The following is a 23,466-nucleotide window of genomic DNA, read 5'->3' as shown; positions in this document are numbered from 1 at the left end:
AACAGGTGCGAATAGATCGCACCTGTTTTTGTTATATCAAGACATAAAATTCGTAGTTCATGATTAGCTAACAGACTTCATCGTCCTTAATTCGAAGCGACTAAGCGATTGCTCCATTTTTCTTTAAATAAAGGCAATGTACTTTCACCAAAAATCTGTGCTTCTTCTAAATGAGGATAGCTCGATAAGATAAAGGATGTAATCCCAATCTCCGCATATTCCATCAAACGGTCAGATACTTGATCAGGAGTACCGACAAACATCAAAGCTCCACCTGAACGAAGATTAGATAATCCCGCCCAGAGGTTAGGGCCGACAACAAAGTCATTTTGTGCGGCTGCATCACGAATCTGATTTTGACGATTTTGTCCGGTGGCTCCTGTTTGGCTGAATGACGCTTTGGCACGTTCGATCGTAGCAGGATCGATATCTTTAATTAGATTACGTGCGGCTTCCCAAGCTTCTTCTTCAGTATCACGCACTAAGACTTGAGCACGCATTCCGATACGAAGTGGACGAACACTACCATGTTCTCGGGCATATGCGGCTTGAGCTTGTTCAAGTTCTTGTACTTGTTCACGAATCATATCAAGAGGCTCGCCCCACATTAGAAATACATCTGAATACTCTGCACCAACCGATTTGGCCTTTGCCGAACTACCACCGAAGTAAATAGGAAGAGTAGGCTTTTGTACCGTAGCAGGGCGACTTGTACCCCCTTTTAATTCATAGTATTCGCCTTGAAAATCCACTTTGTGATTGGTAACTGCTGAATGACCTGTATTGCCGAATTCTGTTGAAGAAAGACCCGCTGCTTGTTCCCATACACTTTTCATAATATGCACATATTCACGAGTACGCGCATACTTCTCGTCATGAGCGCGCGCAAGTGGATCACCCAGTTCTTCAAGATCATCAGGAGAGCTTCCTGTCACAATATTAATACGTGCTCGGCCACCGGATAGATTATCCAAAGCAGCTGCCATACGTGCTGCTAACACAGGAGCAATCAATCCCGGGCGAAGAGCGACAAGAGGTTTTAAGGTTGTAGTTGCACCGATAATAGCTGATCCTACCACCCAAGAGTCCAGACATGCACCGCCTGTAGGGATCAAAGCAAATTCAAAACCTGCTTTTTCAGCAGTCTGGGCAACATTAGTTAAATATTCAAGGGTTGGAGGACGTTCAGAATCTTGTCCAAAACGTGTTCCGTCTCCCATTGTAGGTAAAAACCAGCCAAATTCTACTTCATCCCGCTGAATATGATCAGATGTTGACATCGTAATATCTCCTTTAAAAGATAGTATAGATAGATTTATATAGGGTGTATCGCTTAATTTCATCATTTAATAGACTAATCCGACAAACATACTTGGTATAAATGATACTAGCATTTTCGCTCAGGTGTGTCAATTGTTTCAAATTCATTCTATCTGTCGCATTAGTGGTGAAAGGCGAACGCTTGAGTTAAGATAGAAATCAAAGTATTGGTGATCATTTATACATCACATCGACTAGGATTGATAAAGGAGAATGTTATTATGAGTACTGACTTAGAGCAGAAGAATCAGCTCAGTATAGGGGAAGTTGCAGAACGTTCAGGTCTTAGCGTACATTCACTCCGTTTTTATGAGCGGGAAGGTTTATTGTTATCTACACGTATTGCTAGAGATGAAGGAGGACGACGGCGATATAGTGAAGTCGATGTAGAATGGCTTTACATTTGTACACGTCTACGTGCTTCAGGTATGCCAATCGCTCAGATTCGTCGTTTTGCTGAACTGGTACGTATGGGTCCGGGTAATGAACATGAACGGTTGGATATTTTGAAAGAACATCAACAACGAGTGGTCAGTCAGATGGAGCATTTGAACGATTGTCTGGAAGTCATCACACTCAAGACCAATGTCTATGAGAAACACCTCAATCGTAATGAGCCTGAACAAACGTGGGAAAATCAACACCTCACTGCTTCAGAAGCATCGACAGATCATCCTCACAGCAAGTCATCTCACACACAAATCAATATTTGTGATAAATGAGACTTGACCTAGAGTGAACTCTAGCTTGTACAGTAAGAGTATCAACGATGAAGAGGAGAGAAATAATATGGAACATTCTTATGTGAAAACAGCTCAACACAACATCAACTCAGGATTTGGACATGACAGTACAGCAAGTGAAGTATTGCAAGGTATTGATCTTACAGGCAAAACGGCTTTAGTTACAGGCGGATACTCCGGTCTTGGACTTGAAACAACACGTGCTCTCATACAAGCAGGAGCTTTTGTTATCGTGCCTGCTCGTCGCCCGGATGTAGCTAATGAAGCGCTTCAAGGATTAGAACATGTCGAAGTGGATGAACTGGATCTATCCGATCTAGATAGTGTACGTGCTTTTGCAGGTCGATTGTTAGAGAGTGGACGTAGTATTGACATAGCGATTCTAAATGCTGGCGTGATGGCTTGCCCTGAGACTCGTGTAGGTCCAGGCTGGGAATTACAATTTGCAACCAATCATCTAGGTCACTTTACGTTGATCAACTTGATCTGGTCTGCACTTACCGCAGGAGAAGGTGCAAGAGTAGTAGCTACTTCTTCCGCAGGGCATCACATTTCACCTATTCGTTGGGACAATATTAATTTTGAAGGTAACTATCAGAAGTTTGAAGCATATGGTCAAGCCAAAACAGCTAATGCTTTATTCGCAGTAGAACTGGATCGCCGTGGAAGTGAACAAGGGGTACGTGCTTTCTCTGTTCATCCGGGTGGCATTTTGACACCACTTCAACGCCATTTACCTAAAGAAGAAATGGTAGCTTTGAAATGGATCGATGAAGATGGTAATGGAGTAAACTCTGCTTTCAAAACACCTGAACAGGGAGCGGCAACTCAACTCTGGGCAGCTACTTCTCCACAGTTAGAAGGTAAAGGTGGCGTATACTGTGAAGATTGCGATATTGCAGAACCTGCTGTCGAAGGTGTACCTTCTGTTGGCGTGAAAGAGTATGCTATGGATTCGGATCAAGCCAAACGTCTATGGGATCTATCGGTTACTTTGACCGGAGCATCTCTTTCTTAAATCAAGCAGGATGACTATAAAATAAATCAATCTCAAAAGGCATATCCCGGTAGAAATACCAGCGATGTGCCTTTTTTTATTTGACGCTCTCCTCAAAGATACGATTGGAGCTACAGAGAAAAGGGTAATATTAAGAGTTAGAGTATCTACCTATTTCAAAATATTGGGAGGAATGCAATCATGTTGACTCAACCTTATCGTCCGGTCGCTTATCGAACTGAGCACGGCTATGCTGGCATGGAACATATTCCGACTCAAATCAATAACTACATTTCATCGACTATTCGTCCAGCGAATCTTTCAAATACAAGGACTACTGATCTGTCATTACATCAAAAGCTACAGAACAATCTAGGGAAAAACGGTATGTTCTATATGATCCCTGGTCGTGAAGTGATGCATAGCGACTATCGTGGCTTATTAGAAGCGACAGGAGAAGATCATATTGTTATTCGTGATCTCAATACCGGCCTACGTCATGTGCTACCGTTAACTTCATTAGATTATGCTGTGTTTATCGAACCTACAGGTGCATACACACATATTTCAGGGCAAACGCCTTCTATTCATGCACCATCATCACGGATGTAAAATAGATTAATACTAAAGTAAAAAAAAGAAGCGCTAATCCAGTGGTTAAGAGCAACCATTGAACTAACGCTTCTTTTTTTGTGCTTACTTTTCTTGGTTAAGCAATTGCTTATGGGCTAACTGTATCATTATAATCTTTTAATTTCTGTGTGATCTGTGCAGCTGCATCGTCTAGCGCTGCTTGTGGTGATTTGGAACCGTTAAGTGCTTCTTCGATTGCTGTTTCTGTTAACTGACGAGCTTCAGTAAAGATACCCATTACTGCACCTTGAGTAGCTGTATCAATTTTGGTATTGTGCAATTGATCTACAGCAGTCTCGAATTGTGGATATTTCTTCATGTTTTCTTTTACTAAATCTTCGTTATAAGCTGCTTTGGTAATTGGGAAGTAGCCTGTGTTTACATGCCAGTACGCTTGTTGTTCAGGTTCTGCTAAGAATTTGATGAATTTCCATGCCGCTTGTTGTTCTGCTGCGGATTTGTCATTCATAATCCAAAGACTTGCACCACCGATAACAACGCCACCTTTACCCATATCGCTAGAAGCCACTTTAGGCAATGGAGCCGTTCCTACTTCAAACTTACCTTCTGTGGAGCTGATCAATCCGCGAAGTGAAGCTGTACTATCCATTGTTACCGCTACTTGACCAGCAGCAAATGCTTTTTTCGTATCATCTGTTTTACGACCTAGATTAAGCATATATTTCTCATCGATCAATTTTTTCCACCATGTTAAGAATTTCACACCCGGCTCAGAACCTAATTGAGATTCAGTTGCAAGTGCTGTACGTCCATTATCGTTATTCAACAATGTTGCATCTTGGCTTGCAAACATTTGTTCCATCAACCATCCGTAGATTGGCAATGACATTCCTGTTTGTCCATCTTTAGTCAATGCTTTAGCTGCTGCTTCCCATTCATCCAATGTTTTAGGAGGATTTTCTGGATCAAGACCTGCTTTTTTGAAAGCATCTTTGTTATAGTAGAAAATCGGATTAGATGTATTAAAAGGCATAGAATATAGTTGATTATCAAAAGTATAGTATTTCAAAATGTTCGGTTCGAACTGTGAAGTATCAAATTTATCGGCATCGATAAATTGTTGCATCGGTGTGATCGCTTGAGAATCGATCATATAACGTGTACCTACATCATAAGTCTGAAGCATGGTAGGGCCGCTTCCTGATCCCATAGATGTTTTGAATTTGTTAATACTAGCATCATAATCGCCCTGGAAAATAGCTTCAACTTGAACATCTTTTTGAGAATCATTGAATTTTTTAACTAATTCATCAACTACTTTATTCAAATCGCCACTCATCGAATGCCACCAGACTATTTTTATAGGACCTGTAGAAGTCTCACTTGCTGCATCAGCTGTTGTACCTGTAGCTGCTGTAGAGCCAGTTGTACTTTGACCTCCACCGCAAGCTGCTAAGAATAAAAATAGGCATAAACTAAGCAAACTCCATGTTTGACGCGAACGATTGATTTTCATTTCTTTTCGTATTCTCCTTTTGGTTGAACAAATTTTGAAAAGATAATCTATGAGTTAGCCCTTCAGTGCACCTGCTGTTAGACCGCCTACAAGACGACCTAGACCTACAGCAAGAAGAACAAGAGAAGGGAGCATCACCAACACAATACCAGCCATAACAACGTTCCATGCGGTTACATCTGCAAATTGCAACATACTAATACCAATCTGAACCGTACGCATACTTTCACTATTCGTAATCAATAGGGGCCATAGATACATATTCCAATGATTAAGGAAAGAATAGATACCCAGTGTTGCAAGCCCTGGCATCGATAACGGCACAGCCAGTGAAGCGAAAATGCGAATATGTCCGCAACCATCTATTCGAGCAGCTTCCATTAATTCTTTGGGCAGTTGCAAGAAGAATTGACGCATTAGAAATGTTCCAAAAGCTGTCGCTAGAAAAGGAACAGTTAATCCTTGATACGAATCAAGCCAGCCCCAACTACGAACGGTTAGATAGTTCGGAATCACCGTAACTTCCCACGGAATCATCATCGTAGCCATAAATAGACCGAATAAGATTTTACGACCGGGAAACCGTAGAAAAGCAAACGCATAAGCAGCCATACAAGAAGTAATCAGATTACCGACCGTAATAATACTACTGGTCAAAAAGCTGTTCACAATAAAACGAATAATCGGAATATTATTCATGACTGTTATAAAATTATCGATATGAATACCTGACGGTAAAAATTGTGGAGGATATGTAGCTGATTCCGATTCAGTCATAAATGAATTAGAAACGGCGATCCAGAAAGGCAAAAGTATAAGTGCCGCAGCCACAATCATAAAGAAGTAGGCTGTTCCTGTGCGCACTAGACCTTGTTTCATTGGTAATGCACCTTCTTTTCACCAAATTTGAATTGAATAAGCGTTAGAATTAAGATCATGGCGAATAAGACCAATGCTTGCGCACTTCCTGTCCCAAAGCGGAAATTCATAAACGCATCTTGATATAAGTTATAAACAAGGACATTCGTACTGTTCATTGGGCCACCTTTGGTCAGAATATTGATCTGTCCAAACGCTTGAAAAGAACCAATCATTGAGGTGACACTGGCAAAGAAAATGGTAGGCGAGATCAATGGTAAAGTGAGCTGTACAAAAGTACGCGTTGGACTAGCTCCATCCATACGTGCACTTTCATAGATATCTTCAGGTACGCCTTCCATACCACCTAATAATAGAATGAATAAGAATCCTAGATTCATCCAGATGGTCATAATCGAGATTGAGATCAAAGCCCAGTTCGGATCAGTAAGCCAATTGATAGTTGGTAAGCCAGCTATACTAAGGAAATAATTTAATGTTCCCAGTGTCGGATGAAATAGAACCATCCAAATGACAGAACCCGTACTCACCGATATCGCTAAAGGTAAAGCGAAAACAAAGCGGAAGATACGGCTACCGCGTATACGGCTTCGACAAAATGCAGCTAAGATCAATGCTAGGATCAATGTTGTCGGTACAGTAAACAACATAAATTGAGTAGTTACCCACAGACTGCTGAGAAAAGTATCTGATGTAAATAAATTTGTGAAGTTTTTGAACCCTACAAATTTGGCAACATCTCCGCGAGGTGTAGTGGAGTGTAGACTCAGATATACGGACTTAATCAGCGGATAAAAAAGGAATATACCGAACAGCAATATGGAAGGAGCTAAAAACATAGCTGCAAGTATATATTCATTCCAACGGCGAGTCTGACGGGGATAGCGCACGATAGAACGAGTTTTTCGAACAGAACGTTTCATTGAAACTACAGGCGTTTTATCCAAGTTAACACTTACCTCACTTTCATCTTTTGCTTACATGTTGTTCTTCTTGCTACGTGGTTCAGTATAAATACAGGATGTTAAGAGAAATGATTATCTATGTAAAAGATTTGTAATCGGATGAATAGAGCATTTGACGGGAGGGTTTGAGACGATATAATAAAGTAAGGAACATGTATAATCATACATAACTAAACGAAGGGAGTGAGGACACTTGGGAAAATGACGGTGCACGTGATGTGGCTGCAAATTCAAAAAACAAATATACGAAGGAGGTGAACCCGTAACTGTCTATCAATTTGACAGTACGGGATATACACTTGACTGACCCCTTACCCAGTTTACTTAATTTAGTTTTGGTGGCATTTCTGGTAATGCTCAATGGATTTTTTGTATCAGCTGAATTCGCAATGGTTAAAATTCGCAGTAGTCGATTAGAAACATTAGTCGATGGCGGTAGTAAAAGAGCGCGCTTTGCGCAAACGATCGTAAACAATCTGGATGCTTACCTTTCTGCTTGTCAGTTAGGGATTACACTCGCATCACTTGGATTGGGGTGGATTGGTGAACCGGCGATTGCTGACCTGATCAGACCTATATTTACGGCATTCGGCTGGAATAATGATGTAGCTGTACACACTGTCTCTATCGTTATTGCTTTTGTTGTGATTACGGTATTGCATATTGTACTTGGAGAGCTTGCTCCGAAGTCTCTAGCGATCCGCAAAGCGGAAGTCGTGAGCTTATGGACAGCAGCACCGATGCTCTTATTCCATAAAATGATGTATCCTTTTATCTGGGTGTTGAATGGCATGGCGAACGCTTTACTCAAAATGTTCGGTATTGCTCCGGTGTCTGAAGAAGATTCGGCTCACACAGAAGAAGAAATACGTATACTTATGAAGGAAAGCAACAAGAGCGGACTGATCGATAATACCGAACTGGCGCTGGTTGATAATATATTCGAATTTGCTGATACAACCGCCCATGAGATCATGATCCCACGTACAGAAATGATCTGTCTGAGTCTACACGGTTCCAAAGAGGAGAATTTGGAACTGGCATTTGAAGGAATGCGTACTCGTTATCCGGTATGCGATGGCGACAAAGATCATATTGTCGGTTTTGTGCATATTAAAGATTTGATGCGTTATCAAAGTGTAGATTCAGCCAAATTGATCCGTCCCATTATAGCTGTACCTGAATCGATTAAGATTAGTGAACTGATGAAGCTGATGCAACGTGGCAAAACACAGATTGCTATCCTTATTGATGAATATGGTGGTACAGCTGGTCTAGTAACTCTTGAAGACATTATGGAAGAAATCGTCGGCGAAATTCAGGATGAATTTGACCATGAGCGTCCAGCTGTAGAACCTATTGATGAAATGACGTACTCCATTGATGGAATGATGTTAATTGATGAGATCAATACAAGGTTTTCACTGGATTTGGATTCGACAGAATACGATACCATTGGTGGTTGGCTGTATTCCCGGGTGGAATCTTTACCTCCACAAATCGGGCAAAGCGTGGCACATGAAGGACATCTGTTAGTGATTGAAGAAACGGAACAGAAACGTATTTCAAGGGTGAAATTAGTGATCACGCAATTCGCAACAACTCATAATCAGGCAGGAGCCTGAACATCATTATAAGTAAAAAAGCAAATGACTTCTGTTATAGAAGTGGTTTGCTTTTTTGCTGTGTACATATACAATTTCTGTGACATAGAAGATCTAAGGGATGTGAAGCGATTTTTTTCGTTTGACATCCCTTTTTTTGATTTTAATCTAACAGTGTAAGTTTTTGTTTACAGATACCGATATCAATGATAATATCTAACACTGTAAGGCTTATCTAACGATGTTAGACAATAAATTTAAAAATGTAGCTTTGTTCATTAGCACATAAATAAGAAGAGAAAGTAGTGATTCATATGGATGCCAAAAATCTTTATTATTTTGAAGAAGCTCCAATTGTAAAATCGGTTACTCATTTTGCTGTACCGATGATGTTAGGGATGTCGATGAGTGTTGTATATTCGATTTTGAATGCGTATTTTATTGGGATGCTTCATAATACAGCGATGCTAACTGCACTTGCATTAACATTGCCTTTATTTGCAGTGATTATGGCATTAGGTAATTTGATAGGGATAGGGAGTGGAGCATTTATCTCTCGATTGCTAGGAGAAAAAAGGTATAGTGATGTGAAGCATGTATCTTCATTTGCTTTTTACGTGAGTCTGATACTTGGCTTGATCGTTGTAGCTGTTGGACTTCCTTTTTTAGATCCAATCGTTCGATTTTTGGGAGCTAATGCAGAATCGTTTGCGTTCACCAAAGACTATGTGATGATTATGCTGGCGGGATCACCGTTTATTTTATTATTTTTTATGTTAGAAAATATTGTGCGTTCCGAAGGTGCAGCGAATACGTCGATGATCGGTATGATTCTGAGTGTTATTGTTAATATTATTCTTGATGTATTGGTCATTTTCGTATTTCATTGGGGAGTGATTGGAGTGGCTTCGGCTACCGTTATTTCAAATCTGGTAGCAAGTGCGTATTATGGCTTTCATATTGGATACAAAAGTCAATTTTTAACGATTTCAGTTAAAGCGTTCAAAATCACTAAAGAGATATCTAGTAATGTATTCAAAATTGGAGTTCCTGTTTTTATTATGAGTCTGTTTCTGGGAGCGATGTCACTAATTTTCAATCGTTTTCTGATTGAATATGGGGAACAAGCTGTAGCCGGGTTTGGGATTTCATCACGTTTGTTGCAATTTCCTGAATGTATCTTAATGGGATTGTGTGAAGGTGTTGTACCGATGATTGCTTTTAATTTTGTAGCCAATAAAGAACGAATGAAACAGACCATTACCTTTACGCTGAAAGCGATTATGGTTTTAGCTACTACTTTCGGGATTATCGTCTATTTTATTTCAGATCATTTAATAAGTTTATTTACCAACGATATGCAATTGATTGAAATGGGTAGCTATATTTTGCATGTTACATTTTTATCTTTATTTATTACAGGGATCACTGTTTTGTTTACAGGAATTTTTCAAGCAACAGCTCAAGGTACGGCGGCATTTATTATGTCTATTATTCAAGGAATCACGTTAATTCCTGTGTTGTATATTGCTAATCAGATGAATGGGTTTCATGGGGTAGTCTGGTCACTTGTGATTTCAGATGTGGTTGCATTTCTAGTAGGGGCGATGATGCTCTATATATTGCGTAATAAGCTACAGCCTGATTTGGAAAGTATAGCAGTATAAAAGAAATTTTTTCACTATAGCAATAACTTTTGACACGAAAGAGAATAGTAAAAAACCCTCTTACCACAAAGATAAGAGGGGTCTTTACTTTATAGGATTGTTACATTATTATTCGTATCTCAAATAATGTATATCTCCGAAAATAATCTTAACGACGACGATCCGCTTCTTCGCTCTCAGCATCGATTTCTTCGTCATCTTCATTCACTTGTAATTCAGTATCGCCTTCGTCATCCGCTACATAACGATCCAAGTCTTCGCCGCGTTGTACATGACGTTGACCGCCTTCGATATCATTGCCAGCGAACTTCTCAATATCTTCTACAGTGCCGTTGTCTTTATTTTCTCCGCCTTCTGCAAGCTCATTATAGCTTTCTACATCACGTTGCGTAGACATTGCAGGCGAATCAGCTACACCGTATTCTTCGACAGCTTGCCATGCGCCAGCGTCATCGAATTTACCTGTATGACTTTGACGGTTCTCTCCAGCACCTTTAGCCGCAGGAGTGATCAAGTCTTCTTCTACAGGACGGTAATCATTTACACCGCCCCCTTCTTCAGCACTTTCACCTACTAGCATTGTCGTGTATGGAAGAGCTTGTAGACGTTCAAAAGGAATCTCTTCGCCACTGATTTCACTGATTCCATACGTACCATCTTCGATACGTTGTAGAGCAGCATTGACTTGATCTAACTTCTCATCCATATTTTCATCAATCGCCATATCGCGTTCACGCTCAAATGTTTCTGTACCTAGATCAGCTGGATGATTATCTACAGAAGACAGTTCGCCTGTAGAATCAAGTTCGGATTCCACTTGACCATCTGCTGTATCATTTTCCATATTGAAATGGCGTTCCAATGCTTCTTTATCTTCTAATAAACTATTTTTTAATTCCTCAATTTGTGAAGATTTCAAGTGTTTCATTATGTGTTACCCCTCTCAAGACGAGTTATCGTAAATTTGTAGTATGTTTGTTAAATCGATGATCTATTCTCCATTTACCCCACTATGCTAATAATCAATCGCCTGTTAAGAAAAGGAAAAGTTTGGTTAATACAAAAATATCGACTCAACCACTATAATTTTGAAAGGGGAACATTAATGTGAAGGCACTAACATATCAAGGTAAACGCAAAGTAAAAGTTAAAGAGGTCGCAGATGCTAAGTTGCAGAAACAAGATGATATTCTGATTCGTGTAACATCTACATCGATTTGCGGATCTGACTTGCATATCTTTAACGGTGAAATCCCAGGTATGGAAGGCGATTATGTTATCGGCCATGAACCGATGGGAATCGTGGAAGAAGTAGGGCCCGAAGTAACCAAAGTGAAAAAAGGGGATCGTGTTATTATCCCATTTAACGTATCTTGTGGTGAATGTTTCTTCTGTAAAAACGAAATGGAAAGTCAATGTGATAACGCCAATGAAAATCCTGAAAAAGATACAGGCGCTATGTTCGGATATTCCAACACATACGGTGGATTTGCCGGAGGACAAGCCGAATACTTACGTGTACCTTATGGTAATTTCTTGCCTTTCGTGATTCCAGATCGCTTGGAAGTAGCAGACGAAGATGTTCTTTTCTTATCCGATGTTATTCCTACCGCATACTGGAGTGTAGAAAGTGCTGGCGTGAAAAAAGGCGATACGGTGATTGTACTAGGTTGCGGTCCTATCGGATTGATTACTCAGAAATTCGCATGGCAAAAAGGAGCAAAACGTGTTATTGCTGTAGACCATGTTGAATACCGGTTAGCTCATGCCAAACGTACCAACAATGTAGAAACCGTCAATTTCAAAGAAGTCGGCGACGCAGACAAATACCTGTTGGAACTTACAAGCGGTGGAGCAGATGTCGTGATTGACTGTGTAGGTCTAGATGCAGAGAAATCAATGATGGAAAAAATCGAAACTACATTGAAGCTACAAGGCGGCGGCTTGGGTGCTTTAAATTTGGCGAGTAATGTTGTTCGCAAATTCGGTACGATTCAAGTAACAGGCGTATACGGCTTGAATTACAACCAGTTCCCATTCGGTCATCTATTTGAACGTAATATTCAGCTGAAAATGGGGCAAGCTCCAGTAGTTCATTATATGCCTGAGTTGTTCGACCAAATTCAAACAGGTAAATTCAGTGCTGCTGATATTATTACTCACCGTCTGTCATTAGATGAAGCAGAGCATGGTTATAATGTATTTGATAATAAAGACGAGAACTGTATCAAAGTTGTGCTCAAACCATAATAGATTATTGTATGGTAACAAGTAAGCTCACTACGAGTTGCTTGCATCAACAATCAAAAAAAGTGCTGATTCCTTTGGGAGTCAGCACTTTTTTTGATAAGAGGATAGAATAGGCTAGCTTATTTTGTGATTATTTACGATATAGAGTCTATTATCTTTTACCAAAGTATATCCAATTCCTTTATTATAATTAAGGTCTAAATTCACCTACAGGTGTCATATGAATTTTCAGCTTATGCTGTCTAATATCCTGATAAAATGCTTCTGAAATAATAGGATTAGAAATATACGTATAATCGAGTGTGAACAATTCTGCTTCTCCAATTTTCTGTTCGTCTAATACGATTTTTTCGAATCCTTTGGCTATTCGGCGTGGTGGTTGATTGATAGAGCGTAGAACCATAGCTTTGCCAGCATATTGAGATTGTTCATACTGGACAGCATCAAGCGCTTGTAACTTATGAGCAATCCAGTACGTTCCAGATACAGGTACATTATTATAATAGTGAACTTTTGTCGGCACAAATTGTGCAACCACTTTCCATTGTTCTAAAAGTTGCTTCAAAGCATCAGATATTACAGTAGCTCGTGTACCTGTATAGAAAAAATCCACATCCATTTTTCTTAAATTAGAATCTAAAGTAACTTCAGCAGTAGTATGAGGGGGTAATTCTGTGTTGATCGGATCATAATAATCATCCAGCGCAGGTACAAATGTAGCTCCTCCTGAAATAAACCCTTTACGTGGATATTGATATTCCAAAATATAATACTCCATGACTTTATAAATTCCTTTCCGATATACAAATGATAATCTGTTCTATGTAGTCTAAATCAAAAGAGGATATCTGTAAAAGACCTGCCATTTATAAAATGACAGGTCTTTTATCCGTACTATAGTTGTTATTTCATAAATAATAAACGAAATTCAATTAAAATGCCCATTCGCCTTGACGGAATACTGGTTCTTTTTCGCCGTCTTTAGTGATACCATAGATATCCATTTCACCTGAACCGATCATAAAGTCCACATGTGTCAGACTGTTATTAAGTCCACGTTCATTCAACTCATCACGGGATAATTCTTTACCACCGATCAAGTTAAACGCATACGCACTACCAATTGCAAGGTGATTCGAAGCATTTTCATCAAACAATGTATTATAATATAGAATGTTCGATTGAGAGATAGGAGACTTGTGAGGCACAAGTGCAACTTCACCCAGATAATGAGAACCTTCATCCATATTGACTAGACGCTCTAATGTATCTTGTCCTTGTTCAGCTTCTACACCAACAATACGACCGTCTTTGAATGTTAATTTGAAATTGTCGATAATGTTACCACCATAACTTAAAGGCTTCGTGCTACTTACATAGCCGTTAACATCGCTCTTAAGAGGTGCAGTAAATACTTCTTCTGTTGGCATATTCGCCATAAATGAGAATCCACGCTCACTTGTGCTTTCTGCTGCTGCCCATAAGTGACCTTCAGGAAGACCAATCGTCAAATCTGTTCCTGGTGCAACATAATGAAGTTGTTTGTATGCTTTATCGTTCAGGTATTTGGACTTGGTATTTAACAATTCAACGTGTTTTTCCCAAGCTTCGATCGCATCGCCATTACCTACACGTACCGCTTTGAGAATCGCATCCCACATAGTAGACATTTGATCTTCTTTTGCTACATCAGGGAATACTTTAGCAGCCCAAGCTTCAGAAGGAACCGCTACGATAGACCAGCTTAATTTTTCAGATTGTACATACTCACGGTATTTCGCAAGTGCTTTATTAGCAGTCATTTGATACGTAGAAATGCGCTCAGGCTTCACACCTTTTAACAAATCAGGATCATCCGAGATGACATGCAAAATAGCTCCGCCATCTTCAGCAAGTTCTTCCATTTCAGCAGCATACCATTTTGGACCAATTTCAAAAGATTCATCTGGAGCCAGATCGTAGCGCATACGTGCGACTTGATCGTCACTCCAATTGACTTTAACAAGAACAGCACCAGCTTCATATGCTTTTTTGGTGACAATACGTACAAATTCAACAGCATCAATCGAAGCATTGATAACCAAACGCTGACCTGGCTGTATATTAACACCGACCCGTACCGCAAGTTCGGCGTACTGTTCTAATTTGATCTGAAAATCTGACATTGATAAATTCCTCCATTTCAAATACAAAAATGTGTCAAAGAATCATTTTATGATCCGTCTTATCTATTTTACAGGAATCTATTCGTAATGAAAACAAAATGTCGAAATGTATAAATTTCCATATCTAAAAATAAAATTTGGTTTCTTTAAAAAAATGGTCTAGAATACTGTATAAATTGTTATATTTATTATGAATCCGTAATTGGTTGATGTGAGGTAAGAGAGGGGCAATCTGGATGGTATCCGATTGGAGAGTAGCTGAAGAAGCGCTACGCCGTATAGGAGTAAGTGGTAGTGATGATAATGATCCTGTTGTTATATCCGGTTATGCGGATGGAGCAAGGTGTATAGGCATAGGAACAGATGCGGCTGTATTTACGTATGATCAAGTTCCAGAGTATGCGTTTAAGCTTTTTACACCTGAAGCGATTGATAAAATTCAATCTGAAGTCTTTGTATATGAGCGATTAGCAGGTTCACCGTATTTTCCGACTTGTTATGGTAGAGGAACGAACTATCTGGTTATGAGTTATGAAGAAGGGCCAACCCTTCAAGATTGTTTACTACAAGGAATAGAAGTACCAGAGCAAGTGATTTTGGATGTAGAAGCGGCTAGAGAGTATGTACGCAGTATTGGTCTGAATCCACGGGATATTCATCTCAAAAATGTCATTGTCCAAAATGGACATGCTAAAGTAATCGATGTATCCGAGTATATTCAAAAAGGCGATGATAAGCGTTGGGATCATCTGGTATGGGCTTATTATCAATTTTATAGCCGAATATCAGGTAAAAGTATTCCATCATGGGTATTAGATACGGTCAAAAATTGGTATTCTCGTCTGGGCAAAACCAATATCGATCTGGAAGAATTTGCGAAAAGAGCAGGCGAACTGTTCTCTAAATATATGAAATAACACAAGTAACAAAAAAAGAAGGAAGTTCTCTACATATACCGTAGAGAGCTTCCTTTTCAAATAAAGCAGACAGTTAAAAAGAAAATCAAAGACTCATAAGATCATATTCAAACTTAAAGTTTAAATCCAGCTAACAATTGTTGTAGATCTTCTGCAAGTGAAGAGAGGTAACGAGCCGATTCAGACACTTCTTCCATTGTAGATAATTGTTCTTCGCTGGCTGCGTTCATTTCTTGAATACCAGCAGAACCTTGTTCGGATAGAGCACTTAAATGCTCCATCGCTTCAGAGATTTGTTGAGATTGTACAGTGATAGAACCCACCATTAAGCGTGTACCACCAATTTGTTCTACCGTATCAGCTACGGCTTGACGAATCGCTTCGAAAGCGACATTGACACGTTCACTACTTTGAACACCTGCTTGTACATTGTTCACTGAAGTATGCACTTGTTCAACAGCTTTTTGACTTTCAGATTGAACGTCTGAGATCAAAGCGGTAATTTGTGTAGATGATTGGGCTGCACCTTCAGCAAGTTTGCGAATCTCATCCGCAACAACTGCAAATCCACGTCCAGATTCCCCGGCACGAGCCGCTTCAATCGAAGCATTGAGAGCAAGTAAATTGGTTTGTTTGGCAATTTGTTGAATTGCTTGAGAAGCTAAGCCGATTTCGTCTGATTTTTGATTTAAGCTAGTTAACACATTCAAATTATCTTGAATATTGCTTGCCAAATCATTGATCAAATGTGTAATTTCTTGAACTTCATTGATTCCATTTCCTGCGGTTTCTTCCATATGATTCGTAAGCACTTGAATATTTTTATTGCTTGTTTGCAATTGTTTCATTTTGTCAGTCATTTCATTGGTTGCATTAGTTACCTGGTTAACCGTCTCAACTTGAGATTCAAATCCAGTTGATAACTCACCAGAAGAAGTAGCGATATGAGAAGAAGCTTTTGCCGTTTGTTCGGCACTTGCTGTTAATTGTTCAGAAGAAGCCGATAATGTCATTGCACTTTCGTCGACTTTTTTCGTGATTTCACGAATACTGGATATCATAGTGTTGAAGCCAGCAGACAATTGACCGATCTCATCTTTAGATACATAGTCAGAATGAACGGTAAGATCACCGTCAGATGCGTTAGTCATTAATAGTTGTACATTATTTAAAGGGCGTACAATTAAGCGTACGATCCAAGTTCCTAGTAATAGCGATACAATCAAGCCTATCGCAAAAAGAATACCTGTAATCCATTGAGATTGAGCATACTGTTGATCTGAATCTACTTTCGCATTGCCGCCTTCATCAATAAGATTGGTGCGCATAGCGTTAAGTACTTCATTTAACTGAGTACGCTGGTTACTTAGATTCGCATAAGCTTGAAAAGCTTGCTCATTCTCATTAGATGCTGCTAAAGCAGAAATATTGTCGCGTTGTTCGGAAAAGGCTGTTGCTAAAGGAACCAATTCAGCTGCTAGCTTCTGATTTGCCGGGCTTAAAGCCATTTGACCCATTAATTCAAATTGTTCTTTGTTACTTGCAGTCGTTGCATTAATAAGATTGACTAGCGCTTTGTTAGCTGTTGGGTCCGTCGTCTGCATCAATTCAAGAAGATTAGCAGCACTATCCCCATAGTTCATAATAATTTGATCCATAATTGTTAGCGAGCGCATATTAACTTCATACATATTTGAAGCGACTTTGGACATTTTATTAGTCATCAATGTTCCTGTGGCGCTTAACATAATTAAGATTAGTAGGTTTACTACAATAAGAGTGATAATTTTAGTTCTAACTTTCCAGTTTTTCATGCTTTGTTCTCCTGACTGAATATGATTTAAAATCGTATTTATATTTTGAAGCGGGCAAGAGTCGTCTGTAAATTCTCAGCAAGATCCGCTAAATAGCGTGCCGCACTTGAAACTTCTTCCATCGTAGACAATTGCTCTTCACTAGCAGCACCTGTCTGTTGAATTCCCGCAGAACTTTCTTCTGATATCGCACTCACATGTCCCATGGCTTCAGCAATCGTCTCTGATTGTTTGGCAACTTCTTGAATCAATGAACCGGTACGAAGAATTTTCTCTGTTGTATTGCTAACCGAATGCTGAATCGCTTGAAATGCTGTATTGACACGAGTACTGCTTGCAACAGTACTCTGGATGCTATCGGATGATTTGTGAACTTGTTCAACAGCCATATTACTATCATGTTGGATCGATTGAACCATATTTGAAATTAATTTGGATGAATCAGCTGTACTGGATGCAAGCTTGCGAATTTCTTCAGCAACCACTGCAAATCCTCGACCTGCATCACCTGCCCGAGCTGCTTCGATCGAAGCATTCAAAGCAAGTAGATTAGTTTGTTGAGCAATCTGTTGGATGGCAGAAGAAGCAATACTGATCTGGTTAGATTTATCATTCAAATTAGTCATGACTACTAGATTGTCTTGCATATCTTTAGCTATTTCCTGAATTAAATTCGTAATCTCAGTCACTTCACTTAATCCATTTTTAGCGTCATTGTTCATTTGTTCTGTCATTTGATTCACTTCATTACTAATCGCAGCTACATGTCCCATACGTTCATACATTGAACCAATGGACTGATTCACTTGGTTCACAGATTCTACTTGAGATTCAATACCTGTAGACATTTCATTAGTAGCGACAGCAATATGTTCAGCAGCTTGAGCAGTCTGATCTGCACTTGCTGTTAATTCTTCAGAAGAAGCTGATAATGTCATTGCACTTTCATCCACTTTGCGAATAATATCTTTCACATTATTGACCATAGCATTGAAGGATTGTGTAACCTGTCCAATCTCATCGCGAGATGTATATGTTCCTTCTACTGTAAGATCCCCTTCACCCGCACGACTCATCAATTCTTGTAGATGTTTCAGCGGGCGACTGATCGTACGACTGATCCATAAACCTAGTAATGCAGAAAGAAGAGCACCTGCAATAAAGACAATAATTAATACTAATTTGGCAACAGAGGCTAGATGAACAGCTTCTTGATTGTTGATTTGAGCTTCTGACTTGAGCAAAGCATTAAGTTGTCTGGTCGTGTCATTCATTGCTATTCGTAATGGCTCTACATCATTTTGAAAAACGCGATACGCTTCGGTGTTGTTATTTTGTGAAGCATTTTGAAGAACTTCTTCAATTTTGGAAGTGTAATCCGTTAAAGATTGAGTGTAAGTATCATAAAGCTTGGTTGTTGCTGGACTGAGCTTGATCGTGCTCATATCTGTATATAAAGTTTGATTTTGAGTCAAACGTTCTTTAATAGAAGCATCTAATGCTGTATTGCGTTCATCGTCTGTCGTGATAATAAATTCAAGCAATGCAGCTTCGATCGTACGGTTATCAATAATGATCTGGCTAACATCACTGATTGCTCTTACATTCTGGTTATACATTTCGTTCGATTCAGTAGACATCAGATCCGTTGTTTTGTAACCTGCAAATCCTATAACAATCATAAACAATGCACTGATTAACGTTAAACTGATAATTTTAGTTTGTACTTTTAAATGCTTCACCGGTACCATCTCATTTCGTGTCTATTTTTATAGTTAATAAGTCTTGGTTTTTAAGTAATGTAAAAATATCACAATTTGTCGAATATGTCGATACATTTTTAAATATTTTTTCATTAATTGTATTTTAATGTATTTTTAAAAAGGTTTTAATATTAAGGCGTTATCTATTATTGTCCTTTTAAATCTATCTTTTTTCGCTTTTTCAATCCTTTTATTGTTCCAACAAATTATATTTCGGTAAAATTTTAAAATAATGTATAGATGTCGAAAAAAATAATATTTTAAAACTCAAAATGTCGAATATAGTCGAAATTAATATAGTTAAAAAGACCTTATTTTTAAAAAATTGAAATAATAGAACATACTTTGATATGAAAAAGGGTATTGAGTAGGAGTGTTCATTTACGATGAAGCTTTATTTTGAATAGCGAAAGGAAGATTACAATGGATCAAAAACATTTATATATTAACGGAGAATGGGTGAAAGCTAGTTCGTATACTCCTTTATATTCTCCCTACAATCGTTCTCTTATTACAGAAGTGGCAGAAGCGAACGCAGAAGAAACGAAGCAAGCAATTACTGCTGCTTATGAAGCTAAAGAGACTATGCGTGCGATGCCAGCTCATCAGCGAGCCTCTATTTTGGAAAAATTAGCTTCTCTATTAGAACAACGATCTGAAGAAGCAGCTCAATTGATAGCTCTAGAAGGCGCCAAGCCGATTCAAGCCGCTCGTACTGAAATTGGGCGTACTGTCGAAACGTATAAATTTGCAGCAGAAGAAGCCAAACGGATTCATGGTGAAACGATCCCACTGGATGCTTCGGTCAGTGGAGAAGGAAGAATAGCGTATACAGTCAAAGAGCCTGTAGGTGTAGTTGGAGCGATTACTCCTTTTAACTTCCCTATGAATCTGGTTGCACACAAAGTGGGTCCTGCTCTTGCCGCTGGAAATACGGTTGTATTGAAGCCTGCGGAGCAGACACCATTGTCTTCTTTCTTATTAGCCGAATTATTACAAGAAGCAGGATTGCCTGCTGGCGCACTTAATGTAGTGACAGGTGATGGTAAAGTGGTAGGGGATACGATTGTTACTGATGAACGTGTCAAAGCATTATCATTTACAGGTAGCCCGGGAGTAGGTATCTCTATTCGTTCCAAAGCAGGGCTGAAAAAAGTGACTTTGGAGCTTGGATCGAATTCTGGCTTGATTATTGATCGAGATACTGATATCCCGGCGATGATTAAGCGTGCAGTCTCCGGAGCATTTGGTAATCAAGGGCAAGTGTGTATTTCAATTCAGCGAATCTATGTACATCAGGAGATCTTTGAAGCGTTTGTTGCTCAATTTGTAGAAGCAACGCGTGCACTGAAGTTAGGTGATCCTATGAATGAAGATACCGATGTGTCGGCTATGATCGCACCGAAAGAACAGACAAGAGCGATAGAATGGATTGAAGAAGCTGTATCCCAAGGAGCAGAGATCGCTTATGGCGGTACAGTAGAGAATGATCTTCTGTTGCCAACTGTCTTATTACGAGTACATCCGCAAGTACGTGTAGCATGTAAAGAAGTCTTCGCTCCAATCGTAATGATTAACCCTGTGGCAGATATGGAAGAAGCCATTCGCGAAGTCAATCGTTCGGATTATGGATTGCAAGCAGGGATCTATACGCAACAACTGCAAACGGCATTTCATGCTGCTGAGAAATTAGAAGTCGGCGGAGTAATTGTTAACGATATTCCTTCATTCCGTGTAGATCATATGCCATATGGTGGAGTCAAACAAAGCGGGATAGGACGCGAGGGAATCAAATATGCTTTAGAAGAAATGTTAGAGACTAAGTTAGTTGTCTTTAAAAAATAAGCAGTCTATCGAGTAATAATTTCCAGTTTTATTGTTAAAATTATACTCATTCACGACCTGATTCTTATAACCTTTTTTCACTTTTTGTGAATCGGAATTTAAATAAGACTTAATTACTGCTGAAAAGTAGAATTAAGTCTTATTTACGTGCGTAAAATGAGGTACTTTTCCCCAAATGATACTAAACTATACACCCTATGTCAGATAAAACAGTGTTTTTCAACTTTTTCCATATTTTTATCTAAAAAGGTATTTATTTTTTTTAGGAATCATGATACGATTCCTTTCAGACGCAAGAGGAATCCACAAAATGATTTATTTGGTAAAATATGAGCGTCCAAAAGGAGGGGTACCGGTTACTGATTGTTGTTGTAGATGTTGCCCGCAGTTTGTAGCTGGCGCTTAGGCATTCCTAGAATGCTATCATTCAATTTTGGCAAAGGCTCGTAGGTACTTAGAAGAAAAGGAAGAATATTCGCAGACAGGCTATACCAAAAAAACCAAGTGAACAGGGGAGAATACTTTGAAAAAGACGTTTGGATTTATACTTGCCGGTAGTTTGTTGATTGGTGCTCAGGCTCCAGCTTTTGCTGCTTCTGCTAATGAAGTAACACCACTAGGAGATTACACTCCACAAGTGATTACACAATCTACTTTGGTAACTAGCGGATTGACAGGCGATGCAAAAGTATGGAAATTCTTGGACAGACAAAAACGTACAATTGCCGGAGATCAACAAGCAACTGCACAACAAGTTTTTGATATTACTAAACGTCAAGCAGATTCTTCTACAGGTACAGAACATTATCGCATCAACCAAATTTACGAAGGCGTTCCTGTATACGGCGCAGAACAAACACTACATTTCGATAAAACAGGAAATGTATCTTTGTATCTAGGTAGCGTTGTGGAAGACGTTTACGGTAAATTGAGTGATTCTAAAGATGCAAAAGCAGCTGTAACTCCAAAAATTAGCGCTTCTGAAGCAATCAAAATTGCTGAAAAAGATGCTGCTTCTAAAATTGGTTCACTAGGCGAAGCTCAAAAAGCACCAAGTGCTAAATTGTATGTATATGCTCCAGAAGATAAAGCTAGCTTAGCGTATGTAACTGAAGTTAACGTACTTACTCCTGAACCACTTCGTACACGTTACTTTATCGATGCGAAATCAGGTTCAATCTTGTTCCAATATGACTTGATTGAGCATGCTACAGGAACAGGTAAAGGCGTATTGGGCGATACCAAATCGTTCACAACAACAGTATCAGGTTCTAGCAACTTATTGATCGATAGCACTCGTGGAAAAGGTGTACAAACATATACGGCAGCTAACCGTACTTCCTTGCCAGGAACAACAGTATCCAGCACAAGCAGTACGTTTAACGATCCTGCTGCTGTAGATGCTCATACTTACGCAGAAAGAGTATATGATTTCTACAAATCTAACTTTGGACGTAACAGTATTGATGGTAATGGTCTAGCTCTTAAATCAACAGTTCATTACTCTACTAGATATAACAACGCATTCTGGAACGGAACTCAAATGGTATATGGAGATGGCGACGGTTCTACATTCATTCCATTGTCTGGCGACTTGGACGTTGTTGGTCATGAATTGACTCACGGTGTAACCGAGTATACAGCTAATCTTGAATACTACGGTCAATCCGGTGCGTTGAATGAAGCGATCTCTGATATGTTCGGTAACACAATCGAAGGTAAAAACTGGTTGATCGGTGATGCGATCTATACGCCAGGTACAACTGGTGATGCACTTCGTTACATGGACAACCCTGCTAAAGGTGGACAACCAGCTTCAATGTCTGCTTATGTAAATACAAGTGATGATAATGGCGGCGTACACACAAACAGTGGTATTCCGAACAAAGCATACTACTTGTTAGCGCAAGGTGGAACATTTGGTGGAGTGAACACTACAGGTATCGGTCGTTCACAAGCGATCCAAATCGTATATCGTGCATTGAACTACTACCTAACTTCTAGCTCTAACTTCTCAGCTTACCGTTCTGCAATGATCCAAGCTTCTACAGACTTGTACGGTGCAAGCTCTGCGCAAACAACAGCAGTTAAAAACTCTTTGAGTGCTGTAGGCATTAACTAATCCCGAATAGTTACATCCAAGAAGCAGTAAATGATCTCTTTGAGATTGTTTACTGCTTCTTTTTGTTTTCATTTGATAAAATGTGGTTATTTATATAAAATGAAATAATAAACACAGATTTATTTTCTTATTATGAAATAAGTGTTGGTTATTTGTGAATAACGAGTCTAAAATCATCTATAATATTTATTTATCAAACATATAAATTTGTTTTAAAAGAAAATTTTCGTTAAAAACAACATTTTTGTTTGGATTTATGATATTATATGCTCTAGAAAACAACATTTATTTTTAAAATCCCAAAT

Annotated in this window: 18 protein-coding genes; 9 read left to right on the top strand and 9 right to left on the bottom strand. The window is 39.1% G+C overall.

All coding sequences use genetic code 11. The annotated features are described in order from the left end of the window. Positions 1–86: 86 nt before the first annotated feature. Positions 87–1,280, bottom strand: coding sequence for an LLM class flavin-dependent oxidoreductase (locus tag PO903_RS17160; RefSeq protein WP_069328810.1), 1,194 nt, complete (start codon positions 1,278–1,280; stop codon positions 87–89). A 261-nt stretch (positions 1,281–1,541) separates the two neighbouring features. Between PO903_RS17160 and PO903_RS17155 the strand changes: the two genes are divergently transcribed. The 3 genes from PO903_RS17155 (at position 1,542) to PO903_RS17145 (ending at position 3,672) form a co-directional block, all read left to right on the top strand. Further along, complete coding sequence (locus PO903_RS17155; protein WP_083243590.1) at positions 1,542–2,042, top strand: MerR family transcriptional regulator; 501 nt, start codon at positions 1,542–1,544, stop codon at positions 2,040–2,042. Between the two features lie 67 nt (positions 2,043–2,109). Then, positions 2,110–3,081: an SDR family NAD(P)-dependent oxidoreductase gene (locus tag PO903_RS17150; RefSeq protein WP_273594072.1), complete on the top strand. Its 972-nt coding sequence runs from the start codon at positions 2,110–2,112 to the stop codon at positions 3,079–3,081. Between the two features lie 180 nt (positions 3,082–3,261). Then, on the top strand, positions 3,262–3,672 hold the full coding sequence (locus PO903_RS17145) for a spore coat protein GerQ (RefSeq protein WP_137221825.1): 411 nt from the start codon (positions 3,262–3,264) through the stop codon (positions 3,670–3,672). A 109-nt stretch (positions 3,673–3,781) separates the two neighbouring features. Here PO903_RS17145 and PO903_RS17140 read toward each other — a convergent pair whose 3' ends face one another. Genes PO903_RS17140 through PO903_RS17130 form a run of 3 tightly spaced genes read right to left on the bottom strand, consistent with a single transcriptional unit; the run spans position 3,782 to position 6,972 of the window. Next, positions 3,782–5,170, bottom strand: coding sequence for an ABC transporter substrate-binding protein (locus PO903_RS17140; RefSeq protein ID WP_273594071.1), 1,389 nt, complete (start codon positions 5,168–5,170; stop codon positions 3,782–3,784). A 54-nt stretch (positions 5,171–5,224) separates the two neighbouring features. After that, complete coding sequence (locus PO903_RS17135) at positions 5,225–6,049, bottom strand: carbohydrate ABC transporter permease (RefSeq protein ID WP_273594070.1); 825 nt, start codon at positions 6,047–6,049, stop codon at positions 5,225–5,227. Beyond that, positions 6,046–6,972 carry a carbohydrate ABC transporter permease gene (locus PO903_RS17130; RefSeq protein ID WP_273594675.1) on the bottom strand — a complete coding sequence of 309 codons (927 nt, stop codon included), beginning with the start codon at positions 6,970–6,972 and terminating at the stop codon, positions 6,046–6,048. The genes PO903_RS17135 and PO903_RS17130 overlap by 4 nt, the downstream gene beginning before the upstream one ends. A 341-nt stretch (positions 6,973–7,313) precedes the next feature. On the opposite strand from PO903_RS17130, the gene PO903_RS17125 reads away from it, so the two are divergent. Together PO903_RS17125 and PO903_RS17120 are read left to right on the top strand one after the other, a co-directional pair. Then, a complete protein-coding gene (locus PO903_RS17125) occupies positions 7,314–8,639 on the top strand; it encodes a hemolysin family protein (protein WP_069328823.1) in 1,326 nt (441 codons plus the stop codon). 293 nt (positions 8,640–8,932) lie between these two features. Further along, positions 8,933–10,285, top strand: a complete 1,353-nt coding sequence (locus tag PO903_RS17120; protein ID WP_273594069.1) for an MATE family efflux transporter — start codon at positions 8,933–8,935, stop codon at positions 10,283–10,285. Positions 10,286–10,433: 148 nt separating this feature from the next. Here PO903_RS17120 and PO903_RS17115 read toward each other — a convergent pair whose 3' ends face one another. Beyond that, the gene (locus tag PO903_RS17115; RefSeq protein ID WP_273594068.1) at positions 10,434–11,213 is read right to left on the bottom strand and encodes a TraR/DksA C4-type zinc finger protein; all 780 of its coding nucleotides are present in this window, start codon (positions 11,211–11,213) and stop codon (positions 10,434–10,436) included. A gap of 179 nt (positions 11,214–11,392) precedes the next feature. Between PO903_RS17115 and PO903_RS17110 the strand changes: the two genes are divergently transcribed. Next, positions 11,393–12,535: a zinc-dependent alcohol dehydrogenase gene (locus tag PO903_RS17110; protein ID WP_069328815.1), complete on the top strand. Its 1,143-nt coding sequence runs from the start codon at positions 11,393–11,395 to the stop codon at positions 12,533–12,535. 190 nt (positions 12,536–12,725) lie between these two features. Here PO903_RS17110 and PO903_RS17105 read toward each other — a convergent pair whose 3' ends face one another. Next, positions 12,726–13,313 (bottom strand): imm11 family protein, encoded by a 588-nt coding sequence (locus PO903_RS17105; RefSeq protein ID WP_273594067.1) that lies wholly within the window; start codon positions 13,311–13,313, stop codon positions 12,726–12,728. Positions 13,314–13,467: 154 nt separating this feature from the next. Continuing rightward, entirely contained in the window at positions 13,468–14,700 is a 1,233-nt protein-coding gene (locus tag PO903_RS17100) for an aminopeptidase (RefSeq protein WP_137221837.1), read from the bottom strand. Between the two features lie 236 nt (positions 14,701–14,936). Here PO903_RS17100 and PO903_RS17095 point away from each other — a divergent pair, with 236 nt between their 5' ends. Beyond that, the gene (locus tag PO903_RS17095) at positions 14,937–15,617 is read left to right on the top strand and encodes a serine/threonine protein kinase (protein ID WP_069328818.1); all 681 of its coding nucleotides are present in this window, start codon (positions 14,937–14,939) and stop codon (positions 15,615–15,617) included. A gap of 113 nt (positions 15,618–15,730) precedes the next feature. Here the strand turns inward: PO903_RS17095 and PO903_RS17090 are convergent, their stop codons facing one another. Next, complete coding sequence (locus tag PO903_RS17090) at positions 15,731–17,431, bottom strand: methyl-accepting chemotaxis protein (RefSeq protein ID WP_273594066.1); 1,701 nt, start codon at positions 17,429–17,431, stop codon at positions 15,731–15,733. Between the two features lie 38 nt (positions 17,432–17,469). Then, complete coding sequence (locus tag PO903_RS17085; protein WP_069328825.1) at positions 17,470–19,173, bottom strand: methyl-accepting chemotaxis protein; 1,704 nt, start codon at positions 19,171–19,173, stop codon at positions 17,470–17,472. Between the two features lie 444 nt (positions 19,174–19,617). Between PO903_RS17085 and PO903_RS17080 the strand changes: the two genes are divergently transcribed. Then, positions 19,618–21,039: an aldehyde dehydrogenase family protein gene (locus PO903_RS17080; protein ID WP_273594065.1), complete on the top strand. Its 1,422-nt coding sequence runs from the start codon at positions 19,618–19,620 to the stop codon at positions 21,037–21,039. A gap of 523 nt (positions 21,040–21,562) precedes the next feature. Next, positions 21,563–23,161, top strand: coding sequence for a M4 family metallopeptidase (locus PO903_RS17075; RefSeq protein WP_069329789.1), 1,599 nt, complete (start codon positions 21,563–21,565; stop codon positions 23,159–23,161). Positions 23,162–23,466: the final 305 nt, after the last annotated feature.

Origin of the sequence: Paenibacillus sp. PK4536 (genome assembly GCF_028594455.2) — a bacterium.
Lineage (GTDB): Bacteria > Bacillota > Bacilli > Paenibacillales > Paenibacillaceae > Saccharibacillus > Saccharibacillus nuruki.
This window is presented reverse-complemented; position numbering and strand designations above follow the sequence as displayed.

What these genes read in the sequence shown, in the direction of transcription:
- PO903_RS17140 (WP_273594071.1), bottom strand. Translation starts at nt 5,170, where the DNA reads ATGAAAATCAATCGTTCGCGTCAAACATGGAGTTTGCTTAGTTTATGC.
- PO903_RS17100 (WP_137221837.1), bottom strand. Translation starts at nt 14,700, where the DNA reads ATGTCAGATTTTCAGATCAAATTAGAACAGTACGCCGAACTTGCGGTA.
- PO903_RS17120 (WP_273594069.1), top strand. Translation starts at nt 8,933, where the DNA reads ATGGATGCCAAAAATCTTTATTATTTTGAAGAAGCTCCAATTGTAAAA.
- PO903_RS17090 (WP_273594066.1), bottom strand. Translation starts at nt 17,431, where the DNA reads ATGAAAAACTGGAAAGTTAGAACTAAAATTATCACTCTTATTGTAGTA.
- PO903_RS17150 (WP_273594072.1), top strand. Translation starts at nt 2,110, where the DNA reads ATGGAACATTCTTATGTGAAAACAGCTCAACACAACATCAACTCAGGA.
- PO903_RS17155 (WP_083243590.1), top strand. Translation starts at nt 1,542, where the DNA reads ATGAGTACTGACTTAGAGCAGAAGAATCAGCTCAGTATAGGGGAAGTT.
- PO903_RS17145 (WP_137221825.1), top strand. Translation starts at nt 3,262, where the DNA reads ATGTTGACTCAACCTTATCGTCCGGTCGCTTATCGAACTGAGCACGGC.
- PO903_RS17160 (WP_069328810.1), bottom strand. Translation starts at nt 1,280, where the DNA reads ATGTCAACATCTGATCATATTCAGCGGGATGAAGTAGAATTTGGCTGG.
- PO903_RS17080 (WP_273594065.1), top strand. Translation starts at nt 19,618, where the DNA reads ATGGATCAAAAACATTTATATATTAACGGAGAATGGGTGAAAGCTAGT.
- PO903_RS17105 (WP_273594067.1), bottom strand. Translation starts at nt 13,313, where the DNA reads ATGGAGTATTATATTTTGGAATATCAATATCCACGTAAAGGGTTTATT.
- PO903_RS17115 (WP_273594068.1), bottom strand. Translation starts at nt 11,213, where the DNA reads ATGAAACACTTGAAATCTTCACAAATTGAGGAATTAAAAAATAGTTTA.
- PO903_RS17095 (WP_069328818.1), top strand. Translation starts at nt 14,937, where the DNA reads ATGGTATCCGATTGGAGAGTAGCTGAAGAAGCGCTACGCCGTATAGGA.
- PO903_RS17130 (WP_273594675.1), bottom strand. Translation starts at nt 6,972, where the DNA reads ATGAAACGTTCTGTTCGAAAAACTCGTTCTATCGTGCGCTATCCCCGT.
- PO903_RS17135 (WP_273594070.1), bottom strand. Translation starts at nt 6,049, where the DNA reads ATGAAACAAGGTCTAGTGCGCACAGGAACAGCCTACTTCTTTATGATT.